This window comes from Micromonospora sp. DT4, from assembly GCF_049841675.1.
In the GTDB taxonomy this organism is placed as follows: domain Bacteria; phylum Actinomycetota; class Actinomycetes; order Mycobacteriales; family Micromonosporaceae; genus Micromonospora.
Genome location: NZ_JBNCKT010000119.1, coordinates 1 through 15980, shown reverse-complemented (window position 1 = coordinate 15980; position 15980 = coordinate 1). Strand labels below are relative to the sequence as shown.

At 70.8% G+C, this 15980-nt stretch carries 15 protein-coding genes; 3 read left to right on the top strand and 12 right to left on the bottom strand.

What is annotated here, in order from left to right:
• Positions 1-71: 71 nt before the first annotated feature.
• From ACLQ24_RS24710 to ACLQ24_RS24685, 6 genes are read right to left on the bottom strand one after another with little or no spacing between them, the layout of a single operon-like run.
• A complete protein-coding gene (locus tag ACLQ24_RS24710) occupies positions 72-974 on the bottom strand; it encodes a type II secretion system F family protein (protein WP_425894097.1) in 903 nt (300 codons plus the stop codon).
• Positions 975-978: 4 nt separating this feature from the next.
• Complete coding sequence (locus ACLQ24_RS24705) at positions 979-2517, bottom strand: CpaF family protein (protein WP_425894096.1); 1539 nt, start codon at positions 2515-2517, stop codon at positions 979-981.
• Positions 2507-3307 (bottom strand): ParA family protein, encoded by an 801-nt coding sequence (locus ACLQ24_RS24700; RefSeq protein WP_425894095.1) that lies wholly within the window; start codon positions 3305-3307, stop codon positions 2507-2509. Before ACLQ24_RS24700 ends, ACLQ24_RS24705 begins: the two co-directional genes overlap by 11 nt.
• A gap of 2 nt (positions 3308-3309) precedes the next feature.
• Entirely contained in the window at positions 3310-3969 is a 660-nt protein-coding gene (locus tag ACLQ24_RS24695; RefSeq protein ID WP_425894094.1) for an SAF domain-containing protein, read from the bottom strand.
• Between the two features lie 46 nt (positions 3970-4015).
• Positions 4016-4978, bottom strand: a complete 963-nt coding sequence (locus tag ACLQ24_RS24690) for a hypothetical protein (RefSeq protein WP_425894093.1) — start codon at positions 4976-4978, stop codon at positions 4016-4018.
• Positions 4933-5508 (bottom strand): hypothetical protein, encoded by a 576-nt coding sequence (locus ACLQ24_RS24685; protein ID WP_425894092.1) that lies wholly within the window; start codon positions 5506-5508, stop codon positions 4933-4935. Before ACLQ24_RS24685 ends, ACLQ24_RS24690 begins: the two co-directional genes overlap by 46 nt.
• A 631-nt stretch (positions 5509-6139) precedes the next feature.
• Here ACLQ24_RS24685 and ACLQ24_RS24680 point away from each other — a divergent pair.
• On the top strand, positions 6140-6889 hold the full coding sequence (locus tag ACLQ24_RS24680; protein ID WP_425894099.1) for a prepilin peptidase: 750 nt from the start codon (positions 6140-6142) through the stop codon (positions 6887-6889).
• Positions 6890-6978: 89 nt separating this feature from the next.
• On the opposite strand, the gene ACLQ24_RS24675 is transcribed toward ACLQ24_RS24680, so the two are convergent.
• Complete coding sequence (locus tag ACLQ24_RS24675; RefSeq protein ID WP_425894091.1) at positions 6979-7605, bottom strand: phosphatase PAP2 family protein; 627 nt, start codon at positions 7603-7605, stop codon at positions 6979-6981.
• Between the two features lie 205 nt (positions 7606-7810).
• Positions 7811-8305 (bottom strand): hypothetical protein, encoded by a 495-nt coding sequence (locus ACLQ24_RS24670; RefSeq protein WP_425894090.1) that lies wholly within the window; start codon positions 8303-8305, stop codon positions 7811-7813.
• 186 nt (positions 8306-8491) lie between these two features.
• Here ACLQ24_RS24670 and ACLQ24_RS24665 point away from each other — a divergent pair, with 186 nt between their 5' ends.
• Positions 8492-9655 (top strand): low temperature requirement protein A, encoded by a 1164-nt coding sequence (locus tag ACLQ24_RS24665; protein WP_425894089.1) that lies wholly within the window; start codon positions 8492-8494, stop codon positions 9653-9655.
• Between the two features lie 10 nt (positions 9656-9665).
• Positions 9666-10562 carry a bifunctional helix-turn-helix transcriptional regulator/GNAT family N-acetyltransferase gene (locus ACLQ24_RS24660; RefSeq protein ID WP_425894088.1) on the top strand — a complete coding sequence of 299 codons (897 nt, stop codon included), beginning with the start codon at positions 9666-9668 and terminating at the stop codon, positions 10560-10562.
• 7 nt (positions 10563-10569) lie between these two features.
• Here the strand turns inward: ACLQ24_RS24660 and pyrE are convergent, their stop codons facing one another.
• The 4 genes from pyrE to ACLQ24_RS24640 all read right to left on the bottom strand — a co-directional run bounded on the left by pyrE (position 10570) and on the right by ACLQ24_RS24640 (position 15861).
• Positions 10570-11094 (bottom strand): orotate phosphoribosyltransferase, encoded by a 525-nt coding sequence (gene pyrE, locus ACLQ24_RS24655; protein ID WP_425894087.1) that lies wholly within the window; start codon positions 11092-11094, stop codon positions 10570-10572.
• Between the two features lie 259 nt (positions 11095-11353).
• On the bottom strand, positions 11354-13282 hold the full coding sequence (locus ACLQ24_RS24650; protein ID WP_425894086.1) for an ABC transporter permease subunit: 1929 nt from the start codon (positions 13280-13282) through the stop codon (positions 11354-11356).
• 101 nt (positions 13283-13383) lie between these two features.
• Entirely contained in the window at positions 13384-14814 is a 1431-nt protein-coding gene (locus ACLQ24_RS24645) for an extracellular solute-binding protein (protein ID WP_425894085.1), read from the bottom strand.
• Between the two features lie 345 nt (positions 14815-15159).
• Positions 15160-15861, bottom strand: a complete 702-nt coding sequence (locus tag ACLQ24_RS24640) for an IclR family transcriptional regulator (protein ID WP_425894098.1) — start codon at positions 15859-15861, stop codon at positions 15160-15162.
• Positions 15862-15980: the final 119 nt, after the last annotated feature.

The window sequence follows — 15980 nt, the reverse complement described above, 5'->3', positions numbered from 1 at the left end:
CCAGACCACCACAGAGCCCTCCAACAGCTGATCAGACAAGATCAACTTGCGGCGGCTTGACACAGGGCAACTCACGCAATGACCTCCTGGGGGTCGGGCGCCGGCAGGAACCGGGCCGGCCGCTGCGGCTGGCTCATCGACCGCACCCACGCCAGCAGGCCGATGAAGGCGACGCCGAGCGCGGCCATCACCACCTGACCCGTCGGTGTGCCGTACGGCTTGATGTACTCGGTGTTGACCAGTCCGTACGCCAGCGTCGCCAACGTCATCCCGGTCAGGAAGCGGACCGCGAACCGTGGCTGGGTGCGCTTGGCCTCGATCTCCCGGCGGGTCGCCACCTCCGCGGCCGCCGCGCCGGCGATCGACCCGAGCACGTCGCCCAGCCGCTCGCCCCGGTCGGTGAGGTGCAGGATCAGCGCCGCCACCACCTGGTCGCAGACCGGGTCTCCGATCTCGTCGGCGAACGCCAGCAGCGCGGAGCGGGCCAGCCAGCCGGCCTGTAACCGGGCGGCGAGCAGCCGTACCTCGTCCTCGATGCCGGGTGGCACGCTGCCGATCGTGCTGATGATCGACTGTTGGAGGCCCTGGCCCGTACCCGAGACGTCCTTGAGCCGACGGGTCCACTCGCCGACGGCCTCGATCCGGGCGATCGCCCGCTGCTCGGCCTTGCCGACCGCGAACAGCCACGGCGTTCCGGGCACCGCCACCGCCACCAGCAGGCCCACCACCGGTAGCCCGGTCAGCAGGAACGCCAGCGCCCCGGCGACCACCGCGGCGAGCAGCAGCGCCTGGTAGGCCCGTCGCTCGGCGGGAGTGGCGCCGGAACCGCGCCAGAGGCGGCTGAGGCCGGGCCCCGCCCCCGGTCCGGGACCGGCGGGTCGACGGGTGCCGACCAGGGCGACCACCGCCAGCAGGAGCCCCGCCACGCAGGCGGCCCCGGAGACCACCGCGATCAACTCCAGGCTGTTTCCCATCACGTCACCGCCGGGCCAGTCGGGTCTGTCGGGGTCGCCGCCACGCACCCGTGCCGGCCTCGATCCACCGGGTCAGCAGTCGGGAGTCGTACCCCACGCGGAGCAACTGGTCGCGGACCCGCTCGGGGAGGTGTCGGGGGACCGCGCGGCCGTCCGGACCGGGACCGAAGACGGTGGTGGTGGTGATCCGTCCGGCCTCGCCGGCCCCGATCACCTCCTCCATGTGGGACACGAACCGGTGCTTGCGCCCGCCGATGGCGCTCTCGTCCTCGACGGTGACGTAGACGATCAGGTCGAGGGCGTTGCCGGCCATCCGACGCGCCTGGTCGACGGTCATCTCGCGGCCGTGGGCCAGCGCCAGCTCGACGATCCGTTCGCCCACCCCGGCGGCCGTACGGGCGTGGATCGTGCACATCGACCCCCGGCTGGTGGTCATCGCCTGGAGCATCGGCACGATCTCGCGGGACCGCACCTCGCCCACGATGATCCGTAGGACACCCATCCGCAGCGACAGCGGGATCAGGTCGGCGATGGTCACCTCGCCGGCAGGTCGGCCGTCGAACCCGCGCTCGCCGTGCCCCTCCCGGGCCTCGAAGCTCATCACCGCCCGGTGCCGCTCGCGGCGGCGCGCCGGCAGCAGCTCCCGGCTCTCCTCCAGCAGTACGTACGGCTCGTCGGGTGGGATCTCGTTCATCAACGCCCGGATGATCGTGGTCTTACCGGCCCCGGCCAGACCCGCGACCATGATGTTCAACCCGGCGCGCATCGCCGCACGCAGGAAGTCGCGCAGCAGCGGGTCGATCATCTCGTCCAGGTCGCCCCGGCTGCCGGCCACGTCGTCGAGGCTCACGTCCAGGGTGTTGTGTTTGCGAATCACCGCGTACGGGCGGTGGCTGACCAGGAACACCGCGGCCAGTCGACTGCCGTCGGGCAGTTGCAGGTCGAGGGTCGGCTTCACCGTCGACAGTGACCGCTCGGTCGCGCCGGCCCGCCGCGCCGCCGCCTGGAGGATCTCCACCAGCTCGGCGTCGCTGTCGGCAATCGGCTCGCCCCAGTCCACCCCGCCTCCGTGCCGGGTGATGCGCACCTGGTCACAGCCGAGGATGTGCACCTCCTCGATGGTGTCGTCGACCAGGAGGGTCTGTAGCCGGCCGAGCCCGACCAGCTCGGCGGTCACCTGGTCGAGCAGCAGGCGCTCCTCACCGGCGGCCATCGGCGTGCCGGCCCGGCGGACCGCGTCCGCGTACTCGGCGACCACCGAGACGGCCAGCCGGGCCCGCTCGGTGTCCTCCTCGTCGACGGTGAACTCCCGGCCGCGTTGCCACAGGGTGAGGCGTTCGGTGAGTTCCCGGCGCAGCTCCCGGACCACCTGGAAGTCCATCCGGGGCCGGGGCGTCGGCTCCGGCGGCGTGGCCGAGGGTGCCGGCTGTGGCATCGGCGTCACGTGGTGGTGCCGGCCGTTCGCTGGCGTCAGCGGCGGCGCGGTGGACGTCGCGCCCGGCGGCTGCTGGCGCGGGTCGGCGGAGACGGGTTCAAACCGCATCCGGCACCCCCTGCTGCACCGGCCAGGCCAGTCGTGCCCGCCGGCGTTCCAGCAGCGCCCCGACCGGCACCTCCAGCGCGGTCGCCGCGCGCAGCAGCGGCCGTCCGGCCCGCACGGTCCCACCGAGGGCGAGCACCCCTGCGGTACGCGGGTCGTGCGGCAGCCGGGCGATCACCGGCAGCTTCAGCCCGCGACTGATCTCGGCACGCCCGTGCCCATCGCCGACCAGCAGGAGCCGCAGGGTGCCCGGCGGCACCCGGTGTTCGGCGAAGTCCCGCTCGATCGCGGTGACCGCCGCCCGCGTTCCGGACAGGTCGGGCAGGTGGGCCCGGGTCACCAGCAGCACCACCGAGGCGGCCCGCAGCAGTGGCCACGGTGGGCCGGTGACGTGCAGCCGGCCGCAGTCGACCAGTACGTCGTAGCCGGGGGTGCCGCGGTCCAGCGCGTTGAAGTAGTCGGCGAAGCGCTGCCACAGCGGGGTGACGCTGCCGGCCTGCGTCGGGTCGACCAATCCGGGCAGCAGCAGCCGTTCCCGGCGCGGCGCGTCCAGGTCGACCAGTTGGGACCAGAACGCGGTCTCCAGGTTGCCGTCGCGCAGTTCGCCGACGGCCAGCTCCCCGATGCCGCGCGGGCCGTCCAGCTGACCGCCCAGATAGCCGGCGAGGATCGATCCGCCGGCCGGGTCACACTCGGCGAGTACCAGCCGGCGGTGCCAGGTCAGGGCGCAGGCCAACGCCGAGGTGGTCACGCCCGGCGAGCCCTTCGCCGACACCAACGCGATGATCGCCATGGTCAGGCGGCCTCGGTCAGCACGACGGCGATCCGCTCCTGGGCAGCCAGTGCCACCACGGCGGGTACGTCCCGGACGAGGAGCGCCAGGTACAGCACCTTCTCGTCGTCCGTCGGGCTGACCATGTCGATGACGGTGGCCGCGAACCGGGTGCCCGCCGTGGCGGCCGCCCCGGTGGCGTTCTCGTCCGGGGTGCTGACCAGCAGCACCTTGTCGCCGGGGTGCAGTTCGCGGGCCGGCACCTGGGCGGTCTTCAGACCGAGCGCGATCTGCTGCTGCCCCGGGCCGAGCAGCGGGTCGTCGGTGACCTGCCCGAGGGTGAGCAGGGTGCCCGGCACCAGCGCCACGGCGGCCCGCTTACCGACGATCTCGTCCAGCCGGCCCGCGGGCACCGGGCGGAGTCCCTGCCCGCCGGCGACCTGCACGGTGATCAGATCGGCGGCGGTGACCTCCCGGCCCACCTCCACCGGCCGGGCCACCGCGAGGTAGTTGCCGGTGGCCCGGACCGAGGTGACCGCGAACGCGGCCCCCAGCCCACCGAGGGCGATCAGGAGTACGGCGAGACCCAGCAGCCCCGGACGGACGCGGCGCTGCCGGACCACCTTCGGCGGGCTGACCGGCGCGTCCACCGGTCCGGTCGCGTTATGCGTCGCCAGACTCACCGTTCGATCTCCATTCGTCACTGTGGGGCTCGCAGAACCGGCGCACTCACCTGGTCACCACCTGGAGCTCCCGGATCTGGACGGGCACGGTGCCGCTGGTCCGGGTCTGCGCGATCGGGTCGCCCTCGACGCCGTTGTCGGTCCACCAGCGGACCGTCCAGTACGTGGTGGCACCCACCCGGTAGGTGCCGGCCTTCGGGTAGCCGTGGTCGTAACCGCAGTCCGGCGAGGTGCGGCCGGCGCGCTTGCCCTTCGGGTCGTACGGGGTGCCGGCCTTGGTGCAGGTGACCGTGTCGCCGTTGCCCATGCTCCAGACGATCCGGTCGACCTTGGCCTCGATCGAGACGGTCAGCCCACGGTCGGTCGCGGAGGCGCGCAGCGGTCCGAAGTAGCTGGCGCTCGGGGTGGCCCACATCCAGACCGGTAGCCCGACGAGGCCGGGGCCGATGTCCTTGCGGGGGGCGACCTTGAGCCGTGCCGGCAGCAGCTTGATCGAGGCGAGGGCCCGCCAAGCCAGCTCCTCCGGGTCCGGGGGAGTGCCGAAGCCGGGCGGAGGCCCGTCGAGTGGCACGGTGTCCTGGGCGCCGAGATCGCCACCGTTGCAGGTCCGCACGTACCACTGCTGACCCTCGTCCGCCGGCCGCTGCGGCACGGCGAGCTTGTAGTAGCAGCCGTCGCCGTTGTTGAACCAGCCCAGCACGTCGTCGTAGCAGGGGATGGTCCGACCGCCCCACTGGCAGACGCCGCCACCTCCACCGCCGCCGGAGTTCCCGCCGCCGTTGTCGCCGCCACCGCCGGGGTCACCCGGTTGGCCGGGCTCGTCGTCCCAGACGTTGCAGTCCGGTTGGCCGGGTGGGCACTCCACCCCCGGGCCGGCGCGTCGGGCGGCGGCGGCGGCGGCCGGTAGGGTCGCGCCGACCACGAGCAGCAACGCCAGCCCGACCCCCGCGAGCACCCGGCGGGTCAGCACGGCTGGTCCTGGTGCGCGGAACCGGAGCTGATCAGCCACCGGCCGTCCGGATAGCGGGTGGCGGTGGCGGTGGCCAGGTGTCTGCCGCCACCGCTGCCCGGCACCACCCGCTGGTCCTTGGTGTAGACCAGCCGGTAGCCGGTCGCGTCCAGGCAGTCCTGGATCTCCACGGTGGCCGGGTCCGAGTCGAGGTCGACGGCGGTCGCGCTGGGATCGGATCTCAATGTCCCGGTACGCATCGCGCCGTGCTCCTTGGCGTCGCGAATGGACAACTGCACCCGGGTCAACAGTGGATCTGCGAGAAATCTGGACAGTTCCGGCGCGTGTGGATCGCCGCGCCGACTCGCCGTACGCGAGGCCGTGAGATATCCGGAGTACGCCTCAAGCGCCGCCTTTGCCGCCGCCGCGCGTTCGGCATCCGAGTCCGTCCGTGCTCCCTCGCCCCGCTCCGACGTCGGTCGTTCGACCGCCTCCTGCCCGCTGCCGCAGGCCGTGAGCGCCACCACCGCCACCACCGCCACGATCGCCAGCAGGCAGGTTGCCGCTCGTCTGAGCTGCCGTCCGCGCACCGCCGAACCCTCCTCGTGATCACCCGATCTGGCGACGAGACGCCGTTGCCGAGCATGCGGAAGCGCGCCCGGATCAATACATCCGACCGTTCATCGCGCTTCTGCATTCACCGTTGCGGATCTTCTGCAAATGCAAGGTCCCGTGTTCTCCGGTCGTTGAGGTGAGGCTTGCGTCATACCCAAGGGGCGAGCATAAGCTCACGATCGCCGATGCAACAGAGGCAATTCAACTGAACACTCTGCGTAATGACGGGTGGTGGTGGCAGGTGTCCGAGCCGCGCTCCGGACGGCGACCGATCGAGGGGTCGCCGACGGTCGGGCCTCCTCGGCGCGGGTCGGTCCGTCGTGACCCCTGCGCCCCTTGCGAGAGTGGGACATCGCGCCCGCATCCCGGCATCCGACCCGCGCCTCGGGTCACGCCGCGGCGCGTGGCCGTCGGTCCGACCCGAGGCGGGAGCCGCCGGTGGCAGACGTCCCTTTCTGCGCCATCCGCTACACCCGAGCGAACGTTCAGTCACGATCCGTGTTCACCTATCGGGGCGGCTGCACGACGTTCGGCGGGGTCGACGTGGCGCTGACGGCCGAACCACCCGGCCAACCGTCCGCGTCGGCCGGCTCCGCGGGCACCGAGGTGCAGCCGGTCACGGGCGCCCGTCGTCTCCGGCTCGCGACCGTGCTGGCATCCGTGCTCGTCACCCCGCTGCTGCGATTGGCGGTCGTGCGCCACGCCGTACCCTCGAATGCCCCCAGCCGGACCGGCTGCGACGCCTGCGGGGCCGTGGTCAGCCTGACCAGGCCGTGGCCCGCGCTCGGCCCGGCGGGCCGGTGCGGCCGGTGCCGCGCCCGGGTCGGGCCGCCGCCCGGCACGATCGAGATTGCCGCGCTCGCCGCCGTGGCGCTGCTCGTGCTCGTCGGTCCGCCGCTCGGGGCGCTGCCGGCCCTGGCCTGGTGGCTGGGCTGGACGCTGCCGGCGGTCATGGTCGATCTGGCTGTGCACCGGTTACCCGACCGGCTCACTCTGCCCGCTGTTGGCGGGACGTGGCTGCTGCTCGGCGCGGCGGCGCTCACCGGCGCCGGGGTGGGTCCGTGGGCGCGAGCCGTCACCGCCGGCACGGGGCTGGCGCTGTTCTTCGCCGCCAGCACGCTGCTGCTCGGACGAAGGGGTTTCGGGCTGGGCGACGCCAAGTTGGCGCTCAGCGCGGGCGCGCTGCTCGGCTGGTACGGCTGGCCCGTCCTCGTGTGGGGGCTGCTGCTCACGTTCGGGCTGTCCGCGCTGGTGAGCCTCGGACTGCTGGTCGCCCGCCGCGCCCGATGGACCACCCACCTGCCGTTCGGCCCGTTTTTGCTCCTCGGCACGGCGGGCGCGCTCCTGGCTACCTGACCCGCGCCCGCCCCCGCGCCGCCGGAGCCTCGGACGCGACGCGAGGCCCGCACCTCCGGGATCGAGCGCGATGTGGGAGGTGGGGCGGGTTACGGGCGGGGTCGGCTGGCCAGGTCGGGTACCCGACGGCGGGCGTCGGTGCGGCGACGTAGCGCCTCGGCGGCCGGGCGGGCCAGCAGTGGGGTGGCGGCCACGGCGACCAGGGCGCCGAGCAGCAGCCCCGCAGCCACGTCGTGCGGGTAGTGCACGCCCACGAAGACCCGGGAGAACGCGGCCAGTACGGCCAGCGGCAGCGCGAGCAGCCCGAGTCGCCGGGACAGCAGCAGGGTGGTGATCGCCAGCGCGCCGGCGAGGGTGGCGTGGTTGCTAGGGAACGAGTAGTCACCCGGTGGTGGACAGGTGCCGGCGATGATCGCCCGACCCACCGCCCGGCACGGCCGGTCCTCGTCCACCACGGTCTTGAGCCATTCGCTGCTCGCGTACGCCAGGAGAGTCGGCAGTGGCGCGACGAGGGCGAGTGCCCGGTCGTGCGGGCCGCCGGCCAGGCGGCGCAGCGCGGCCGCCACCAGCAGCGCGCCGAGGAGCAGGATCACCCCCTCGGTGGCGTGCCCGACGAACCACTGCACCGGGTGCGGGGTGCCGGCGGCGGCATCGACGATGTCGTGGTACCACTCGGCGCTGATCTCTGGGACGTCCGTGCTGCCGTTGTCGGCCATGAATCACCTCACCACACGTTCATACCGCGTTCACCTTGGAGGCATCTTGGAAACGCGGCAGGGGAGCAGCATATGTGTCGAAGGTCAAGTCCTTCGCCCAGCCTTCGTGCAGGCACTCCTGCTTGGCTGGCAAGACCGACCGGACGCCGCGCAGTGGGGTGCGGCGGCGTCGGGGCGTCGGGGCGTCGGGGCGTTGGCCGTGGGCTCAGGTCGGCGCGGATCCGTCGGCCACGCGCTGGGTCGGGCCGGGCCCGCCGGCCATGCGCTCCCGGACGGCCCCCAGCGCCTCGAAGGCGTACGCCCAGTTGTGGCACTTGAAGCTGCGCAGGCCGTCGATGGCGGTGTGGCAGTCGGCGCAGTGCACCCCGGGGATGGCGTCCGGGACCTCGGTGTTGACGTACTTGTGGTCGCCGAGGATGACCTCGGCGATCATGCCCTTGTCGTGCAGGCCGGTGACTGCCGAGGAGACGATGTCGTACCAGGTGATCCGTCGGCCGCACTTCGGGCAGTCCGGTTCGTCACCGCTGACCCAGAGCGGGGCGCCGATGGTGCGCGCCGGCATGCCGAGCAGCTTCTCCAGACGCCGGACGTCCGACTCCGGGGTGGTCCACCGGTGCTGGCCGGGCAGTGACGCGGGCGAGTCGTACACGGCGCGGAACAGGTCGTGGTCGACCCGTACGGTCTCCCGTTGACTGGTCATCGGCGGCTCTCCTCGGTGCGTCGGTGCCCCCACCGTGGTCCGCGTTGACCAGGGGTGCAGCCGGATCAACGACAGGAGGGGCGGGCGGGTCGTCGCCTCGGGAGCTCCCATCGGCGGCGGTGGTCGGCGGCCGCCGCTGACGCGCTTTTGCCTCGAGCGGCGGGTCCCGGATGGTACGACGGACAGATGGCGAGCAGACCCGAACGGCTGCTACGGGGAAGCGACGCATCGCTCAGCGCCTCGTTCCTGGAACTCTTCTTCGACCTGGCGTTCGTGCTCGCCCTCAGTCAGACGGCCCAGCACCTGCTGCACAACTTCACGCTGGGCGGCGCTCTGCGTACCGCCCTGCTGCTGGCCGGCGTCTGGTGGATCTGGGTGGCCATCACCTGGACCGCCGACTGGTACGACCCGGAGACTCCGGTCATCCGAGCGGTGCTGATCGTCGCGACGCTGGGCAGCCTGCTGGCCGGCGTGGCGATCCAGGAGGGGCTGCACGGGCGGGCCGGGCTCTTCGCCGGGGCGTACGTCGGGGTCCACCTCGTCCGTGGCGTGGTCACGGTCACGGTGCTGCGCGGGCACCCGCGCCAGCGCCGGGCGCTGCGGATCCTCTGCTGGTACAGCGTCACCTCTGTGGTGTGGCTGGCGGGCGTGCTCCTGCCGGCGTGGCGGGTGGCGCTATGGGTTTTCGCTCTCGTCATCGACCTGACCGGCCCACGGCTCGGCTGGCCCACGCCGAGGCTGGGTCGCGCGCGGCGGCACGAACTGCACCTCGCGGGCGGGCACCTTGCCGAGCGCTATCAACAAATCATGATCATTGCGCTCGGGGAGCTCGTTCTGGTGGCTGGCCTGTCGTACGCCGGCACCGGCCTCGACCTCGCCGAGACGGTCGCCTTCCTGCTGGTCTTCGTCACCGCCGTACTTGTCGGTCTGCTCTACGTGACCCCCGCTGGGCAACGTCTCGGCCCGGCCCTCGATCACGCCGACCCGTCGCGGCTGGGCGTCGTGACCGGCGACCTGCACCTTGTGATGATCGCCGGTATCGTGTTGACGGCCGTCGGGGCCGAACTGAGCATCGCCCACCCCACCGAGAAGGGCGACACGGCCTCCGCCCTGGTCATCATGGGCGGCCCCGCGCTGTTCCTGGTCGGACGCATCCTGTTCTCGCTGACGATCCACCGGCGGGTCTCGTGGCCCCGGGTCGCCGCCCTGTTCGTGCTGGGCGGTGTGGCGGCGGCCCTGCGTCCGCCGCTGCTGGCGCTCAGCGCGGTCGCCACGGTGGTGGTGCTCGTAGTGGTCGTCCTGGATCGCGCCGGCATCCTTTCCTATCGCAGCGTCAGACAACCTGACTAAAGTCAGAGGTATGGACTCGGCGCTCATCGCCGCTGTGCGGCGGTTCAACCGGACGGTCACCCAGCGGGTGGGTGCGCTGGACGACGAGTACATGGCCCAGGGGCGCCCGCTCGGGCAGGCGCGCCTGCTGTGGGAGATCGGCCTGGCGGGTGCCGAGATCGCGGCGCTCCGAGCCCGGCTGGGCCTCGACTCGGGATACCTCAGTCGGCTCCTGCATGCCCTGGAGAACGACGGGCCCGTCATTGTAGGGCCGGCCGAACAGGTAGGCGGCGACGGCCGGGTCCGCACCGCCGCCCTCACCGACGCCGGCCGTAGGGAGTGGGCCGAACTCGACCGGCGGTCCGACGAGCTAGCCGCCTCGATCCTCGAACCGCTCACCGATCACCATCGGGACCGACTCGTCACCGCCATGGCCGAGGTCGAACGGCTGCTCGTCGGGTCGATGGTGGTGGTCGAACCGTGCCCGCCAGGCGACCCGCGGGCCCGCGCCTGCCTGCGGGCGTACGCCCGGGACATCGGTCGACGGTTCGACGACGGATTCGACCCGACGTTGAGCAACGCGGTCCACGATGAGGCGCTCACACCGCCGGCCGGCGTACTCCTGCTCGCCACCATGAACAGCGAGCCCGTCGGCTGCGGTGCCGTGAAACTGCACCGCGACACGCCCGCCGAGATCAAACGCGTCTGGGTGGCGGACACCGTGCGTGGGCTGGGCATCGGACGGCGACTGCTGGGCGAGCTGGAACGGTACGCCGCCGAGCGTGGCGCGACCGCCGTGCGGCTGGACACCAACCGCAACCTCACCGAGGCGATCGCCCTGTACCGCGCGGCCGGTTACCGGGAGATCCCGCCGTACAACACCGAGCATTACGCCCACCACTGGTTCGAGAAGTCGCTCACTGAGTGAGCGGACGTCACGACGGCGAGCCGGACTCCAGGCCACGTCGGGTGAGGGCGGCCCGCAGCCGCAGCGACTCGGCGGCGAGGTTCTCCCGCCCGCCCTGCTCCCGGTCGATGGCACAAACCACCGTTTCCACCAGCGCCCCACCGGCCCGCAGTTGACGGCACGACGACAGCAGCGCTCCGCCCGTCGTGACCACATCCTCGATCACCACTACCCGCAGGCCGTCCACCGGGCCGCCCTCGGCAGCCTTTCCGGTCCCGTACTCCTTGGCCTGCTTGCGCACGAAGACCGTCGGCAGCCCGGTCAGCTGGGACATCACGGTGGCGATCGGGATGCCACCCATCTCCATCCCCGCCAGCACGTCACACTTCGGCAGCAGGGCGACCATCGACTCCGCCACCTCGCGCAGCAGGCCGGGCTGCCCCTCGAACAGATACTTGTCGAAGTACTCCGTGCTCACCTGACCGGATCGCAGGCGGAACGAACCGGTGAGGTGGCAGGCTTCGTAGACACGATGCGCGAGTGAGGTGGTCACGCCGCCAGCTTCGCATCTCTGCCCTCGGCCGCTCACCGTCCAGGTTCTGCCGCCACCCTGTAGTTCCGAGTTCCGCCTGGAAATTGGAGCGCGGTTCTGATCAAGACTGCCCAAGATCCGGCGGATCAACCGCACCAACGCCGCCACCACCGTCGACGGGGCCGGGACTTCCGCAACCTCGTACACAAAGGGTTTGGCCGCTCCCTCCCTGGCGGGAGACGGCCGTGGGGGAGCGTCAGGCTCCACCACCGGCCGCCGATCAGCCCTTCACCGCTCCAGCGGTCAGCCCTTCGGTGAGGAAGCGCTGTCCGAGCGCGTACATGATCACCACGGGGATGCTCACGAGCAGCGACGCCGCGGCGAGCTGTCCCTGCGGTACGACGTCTCCGGCGATCATCGACTGCATCCCCACCGGCAGCGTCTTGTACTCGTCCTTGGTGATGAACACGAAGGCGAACAGGAATTCGTTCCAGGCGTTGGTCAGGGTGAAGAGCGCGACCGCCAGCAGCCCCGGCTTGGCCAGCGGCAGTACTACCCGACCGAACGCCTGTAGACGCGTGCAGCCGTCGACGAGCGCGGCCTCCTCCAACTCCACGGGGATCGACGAGAAGTACCCCACCAGTAGCCAGGTGGCGAACGGAAGCGTGAACGTCGGGTACGTGACCACCAGTGACCACAACGAGTCGGTGAGGCGCACGCCGATGAGCATCTGGTAGAGCGGGATGAACAGCAGCGCGCCCGGCATCACGTAGGTGAGCAGCACGGTGACGGTGAAGCCCTGCGCCCCGCGGAACCGCAGCCGGGCCAGCGCGTATCCCGCGAGGGCGGCGCAGACCAGCGCCACCGCCGTGGACGCCGTGGACACCAGCAGGGTGTTGAGGTACCAGCGACCGAACGGCTGGTTGGCGAAGAGCGCGCTGAACTGCTCCGTAGTCCACGGCGTCGGCCACAGGTCGTCCGTGCGCATGACGACCTGGCCCTCGGACTTGAAGGCGGTGACACCGATCCAGTACAGCGGACCGAGCACGAAGAAGAGCAGCCCGGCGAGCGCGACCCAGGACCCCAGGCCCGACACCGCCGACGATGCCCGACGACCACCCCGCGACTGGAGAGTCGACACGACCCGGCCCACCGCCGCCGCGATCAGCAGGATCACTCCGAGGATCACCGCCGCCTTCCAGAAGATCTCCGGCGACGCCCAGATCAGCAGGCCGGTGACCACCGCGGTGACGACCCACGGCAGCGCCTTGCGCGCCTTCGGGGCCCACCGCGTACCGACCCAGCGCCCTGCGCGGCGTGCCCGGGGCAGTTTCGCCCCCGAATCCTGGCGCAACAGCCGGACCAGGACGAACACCAGCCCACCGATGACCGGCAGCATGACGAGCGTGACCGCCGCGCCCGCGCCGTACTGCAACTGCAGAATCGCCTTCGAGTACGCGACGAGCACGTACGGCGCGGTCACGTCACCCGGGCCACCCTGGGTCAGCAGCCAGACGAGGTCGAAGTTGTTGAACGTCCAGATCGACGACAGGGTCACCGTAACGGTGATCACGTGGCGCAGTCCGGGCAGCGTCACGTTGGCGAACCGCTGCCACGCCGAGGCGCCGTCGATGGTCGCCGCCTCGTACAGGTCCGCCGGGATGGCCTTCAGCCCGGCGAGGAAGCACACGGTGAAGAACGGCACCCCCTTCCAGACGTTCACGAGGATCACCGAGGGCATGGCCAGCGACGGGTCGGACAGCCAGCCCGCCGGCCAACTGTCGACCAGGTGCAGGTCGACCAGCAGCGGTCCGATTCCGGTGGCGGTGAGCAGGCTGTTGACGCTGCCGAAGATCGGGTCGAGCAGCGCGCGCCAGCTGAACGCCGTCACCACGGTCGGCACCACCCACGGCACCAGGAGCAGCCCCGCCAGCACCGCGCGCCCGCGGCGTCGGTGGTGCAGCAGCAGGGCCGCGGCCAGCCCGAGCACGACCTTGAAGATCTCGGCGTACGCGGTGAAGACGAACGAGTTCACCACGCCCGTGTGGAACTGGTCGTCGCCGACGAGGTGGAGGTAGTTGTCCAGGCCGACGAACACGGAGTCCTGCCCGTGCCGTTCGGTGGTGCTGGTGACGATGGATCGGGCGATCGGTACGAGGACGAGCCCGCCGACCAGCACGGCCATCGGCGTCAGGAACAGCGCGGCCATTCGCCAGTCACGACCCAGCCGGCGCTGGGTCGCCGTGAGGGAGCCGGATCCCGGCGGCGAGGGCGCCCTCGCCGCCGGGACCCGCGCGGGACGGAGCGTCCTCACTGCGGCAGCCCCTGCTGGTTGAAGATCTGCACCATCTTCGTGTGGGCCGCCTTCACGGCCTGTGCGGGCGCGGTGCCCTGCACGACCTGCTGCATCATGTCGGTGAGGACGTAGGCCGAGCCGACGGCCTGCTGGCCGGCGCTGGCCTTCTGCGGGAAGGCCAGGCCGTTCTTCGTGTTCAACGGCAGCTGCAACTGTGTGATCTTGCGCAGCATGGGGAACGCCGGATCGCCGCTGGTGAAGAACGGGTCCGCGTCCCAGACCTTTTCCCAGGCGGGCATCACCAGACCGGGCGCCTCCTTCGCCACCCCGAGCAGCGCGGGCGCGCTGACCAGGTACTGCGCCAGGAGCTTGGCGAGCGCGGGGTTCTTGGCGCCCTTGAAGACGACGAAGCCCTGCGACTGGCCGAGCAGCAGCGGATTGTTGGTCGCCGGTCCGATGCAGTCGGAGAACACGTGGGTGTTGGCGTGCACCGGGTTCTTCTTGGTCCGTGAGTCCGCGTAGACGCTGAACTGGTTGCGGGTGTAACCGAGGATGCCGGCGAGCCAGTTCTCGTTGTTGCTGGTGTCGGTCCAGCTCGCGATACCCGGCGGCAGCATCGGCTTGTACTTGGCGTTGGTGTAGATGTCACCCAGGAAGGTCACCGCCTGCACCGTCTCCGGTGACTCGAACGTGACCTTCCGGCCGTCGTTGGAGGCGATCGACCCGCCGTACGCGTTGATCAGCGCCTCGATCATGCCGTTGGCGTCACCGGACCGGTTCACCGTCATGCCCCAGCCGAACCGGCGCTTGCCCGGATCGGAGATCTCCAGGCACACGTCCCGCAGCTCTTCCCAGCTGTAGATGTCCTTGGGCGTGATGCCCTTTTGCTGCATCCAGTCCTTGCGCAGGAACGACCCGATCCCGATGAAGTGGTACGGGATCGCGAACCACTTGCCGTCGAAGACGCAGAAGTTCTTGGCCTCCGCGCACGGTTCGCCGTACTTGGCGGTCAGCGCCTGGACGACGTCCGTCACGTCCTCCAGGTCGCCCAGCGCCTGGAACTGCGCGACGAACCGGGAGTCGGTCATGAACGCCAGGTCACGTGCGACACCGCCCTTGACCTCGGCGTCGATCTTGGCCACCACGTCACCGGCGTCGGCCTGGACCAGACTGTTCTCGATCTTCGTGCCGGTGGTGTCGGCGAACTTCTTGATCGAGCTGTCGAGGGCGTCGTTCGCCGCCGTCGAGTAGAGCTTCTGCGACAACATCCCCATCGAGGAGCCCTTCATCGACGCGGCGGCGTCGATCAGCTCCTGCGGGACCTCGGCCTGCACCTTGGACGGCGATTTGGAGGTGCCCCCGCACGCGGCCAGACCGGCCGCGCCGAGTACTCCCACCCCCATCCCCAGAACGCCGCGCCGAGACCACCCCAATTTGTCCTCCATGGACACTCGCCTCCTTCATCTGCCCGCGCACGGCTGCACGCCGAAGGCGTACCTGGCGAACGCCGCCGTGTTTCCAGTTGGGTTTCTGTGGCGGCGACCACGGAGGGTCGCCCGTCGAGATCAGTTCGTTCGAAGCTCGCCACGGTGGCGCGATGAGGTTGAGGCGATCGGCGACGAGGCCGAGACAGTGGCGCTGACGTTCCAGTTCGGTCGTGTCACGTGACCACCGCCGTTCGAGATTTCGAACTAGGTTCGATATACCGCATCGAGTGGTGCGACGCTAGAGCAGTCCGGCAAGTGATGTCAATGTTTCGATGCTGTTTCGAACCGAAAGCGGGAGGTTCGCTATCGGGACTGGGCCCGGTAGCCCATGCGAGTGGACAGCATGGCCGCGCCCTCGCGAACCAGCCCGGTCCACTCCACCTGCACCTGGGGCGTCCACCGGATGATCGGCGCGGACAGGCTCATCGCGGCGATGACGGTGCCGGAGTGGTCCCGGATCGCGGCCGCGACGCAGCGCATCGCGGTGTCCGACTCGCCGACGTCGACCGCGACGCCGTCCGCCCGAACGCGGTCGAGATGCGCACGGAGAAGGTCCGGGTCGGTGATGCTCTCCGGCGTCATGCCCGGCAGAGGATCCTTCAACAGCACGGCGTCCAGGTCGGCCGGATAGAGGGCCGACAGCAGGACCTTGCCCACCGCCGTGCAGTGCGCGGGCAGCCGTAGCCCGACCCCGGACACCATCCGAACGGGGTGCGTGCTGTCGAACTTGACGAGGTAGATGACATCCGCGCCGTCGAGCACCGCCACGTGGACCGCCTCGTCGCACTTGGCGGCCACGTCCCGCGCGACGCCCTGTGCCTCGCGTACCAGATCAAGCCGGCCCGCGAACGCCGCGCCCAGTTGGAACAGCGGCAGGCCGAGCCGATACTGCACCGGCTGACCCGGTACGGAGATCAGGTACGAGCGGGCCTCGAGCGTCACGAGCAGTTCGTGGACGGTGGTACGCGGCAGGTCGAGCCGCTCCATCACCTGGCGGGCCGACAGTTGGGGGCAGTCCAGGAACAGTTCGAGGACGTCGAGTGCGCGGATATTGACCCGTAAGGCAAATAGTTGATGGTCAGGAGGCGGCGTAGCGGACTTCGGGCTTGCGGAACAAGGATTTC

Excerpts from the sequence above, each read along its gene's own strand:
- ACLQ24_RS24710 (WP_425894097.1), bottom strand. The coding sequence starts at position 974 with ATGGGAAACAGCCTGGAGTTGATCGCGGTGGTCTCCGGGGCCGCCTGC.
- ACLQ24_RS24705 (WP_425894096.1), bottom strand. The coding sequence starts at position 2,517 with ATGCGGTTTGAACCCGTCTCCGCCGACCCGCGCCAGCAGCCGCCGGGC.
- ACLQ24_RS24700 (WP_425894095.1), bottom strand. The coding sequence starts at position 3,307 with ATGGCGATCATCGCGTTGGTGTCGGCGAAGGGCTCGCCGGGCGTGACC.
- ACLQ24_RS24675 (WP_425894091.1), bottom strand. The coding sequence starts at position 7,605 with ATGGCCGACAACGGCAGCACGGACGTCCCAGAGATCAGCGCCGAGTGG.
- ACLQ24_RS24670 (WP_425894090.1), bottom strand. The coding sequence starts at position 8,305 with ATGACCAGTCAACGGGAGACCGTACGGGTCGACCACGACCTGTTCCGC.
- ACLQ24_RS24665 (WP_425894089.1), top strand. The coding sequence starts at position 8,492 with ATGGCGAGCAGACCCGAACGGCTGCTACGGGGAAGCGACGCATCGCTC.
- ACLQ24_RS24660 (WP_425894088.1), top strand. The coding sequence starts at position 9,666 with ATGGACTCGGCGCTCATCGCCGCTGTGCGGCGGTTCAACCGGACGGTC.
- ACLQ24_RS24650 (WP_425894086.1), bottom strand. The coding sequence starts at position 13,282 with ATGGCCGCGCTGTTCCTGACGCCGATGGCCGTGCTGGTCGGCGGGCTC.
- ACLQ24_RS24645 (WP_425894085.1), bottom strand. The coding sequence starts at position 14,814 with ATGGAGGACAAATTGGGGTGGTCTCGGCGCGGCGTTCTGGGGATGGGG.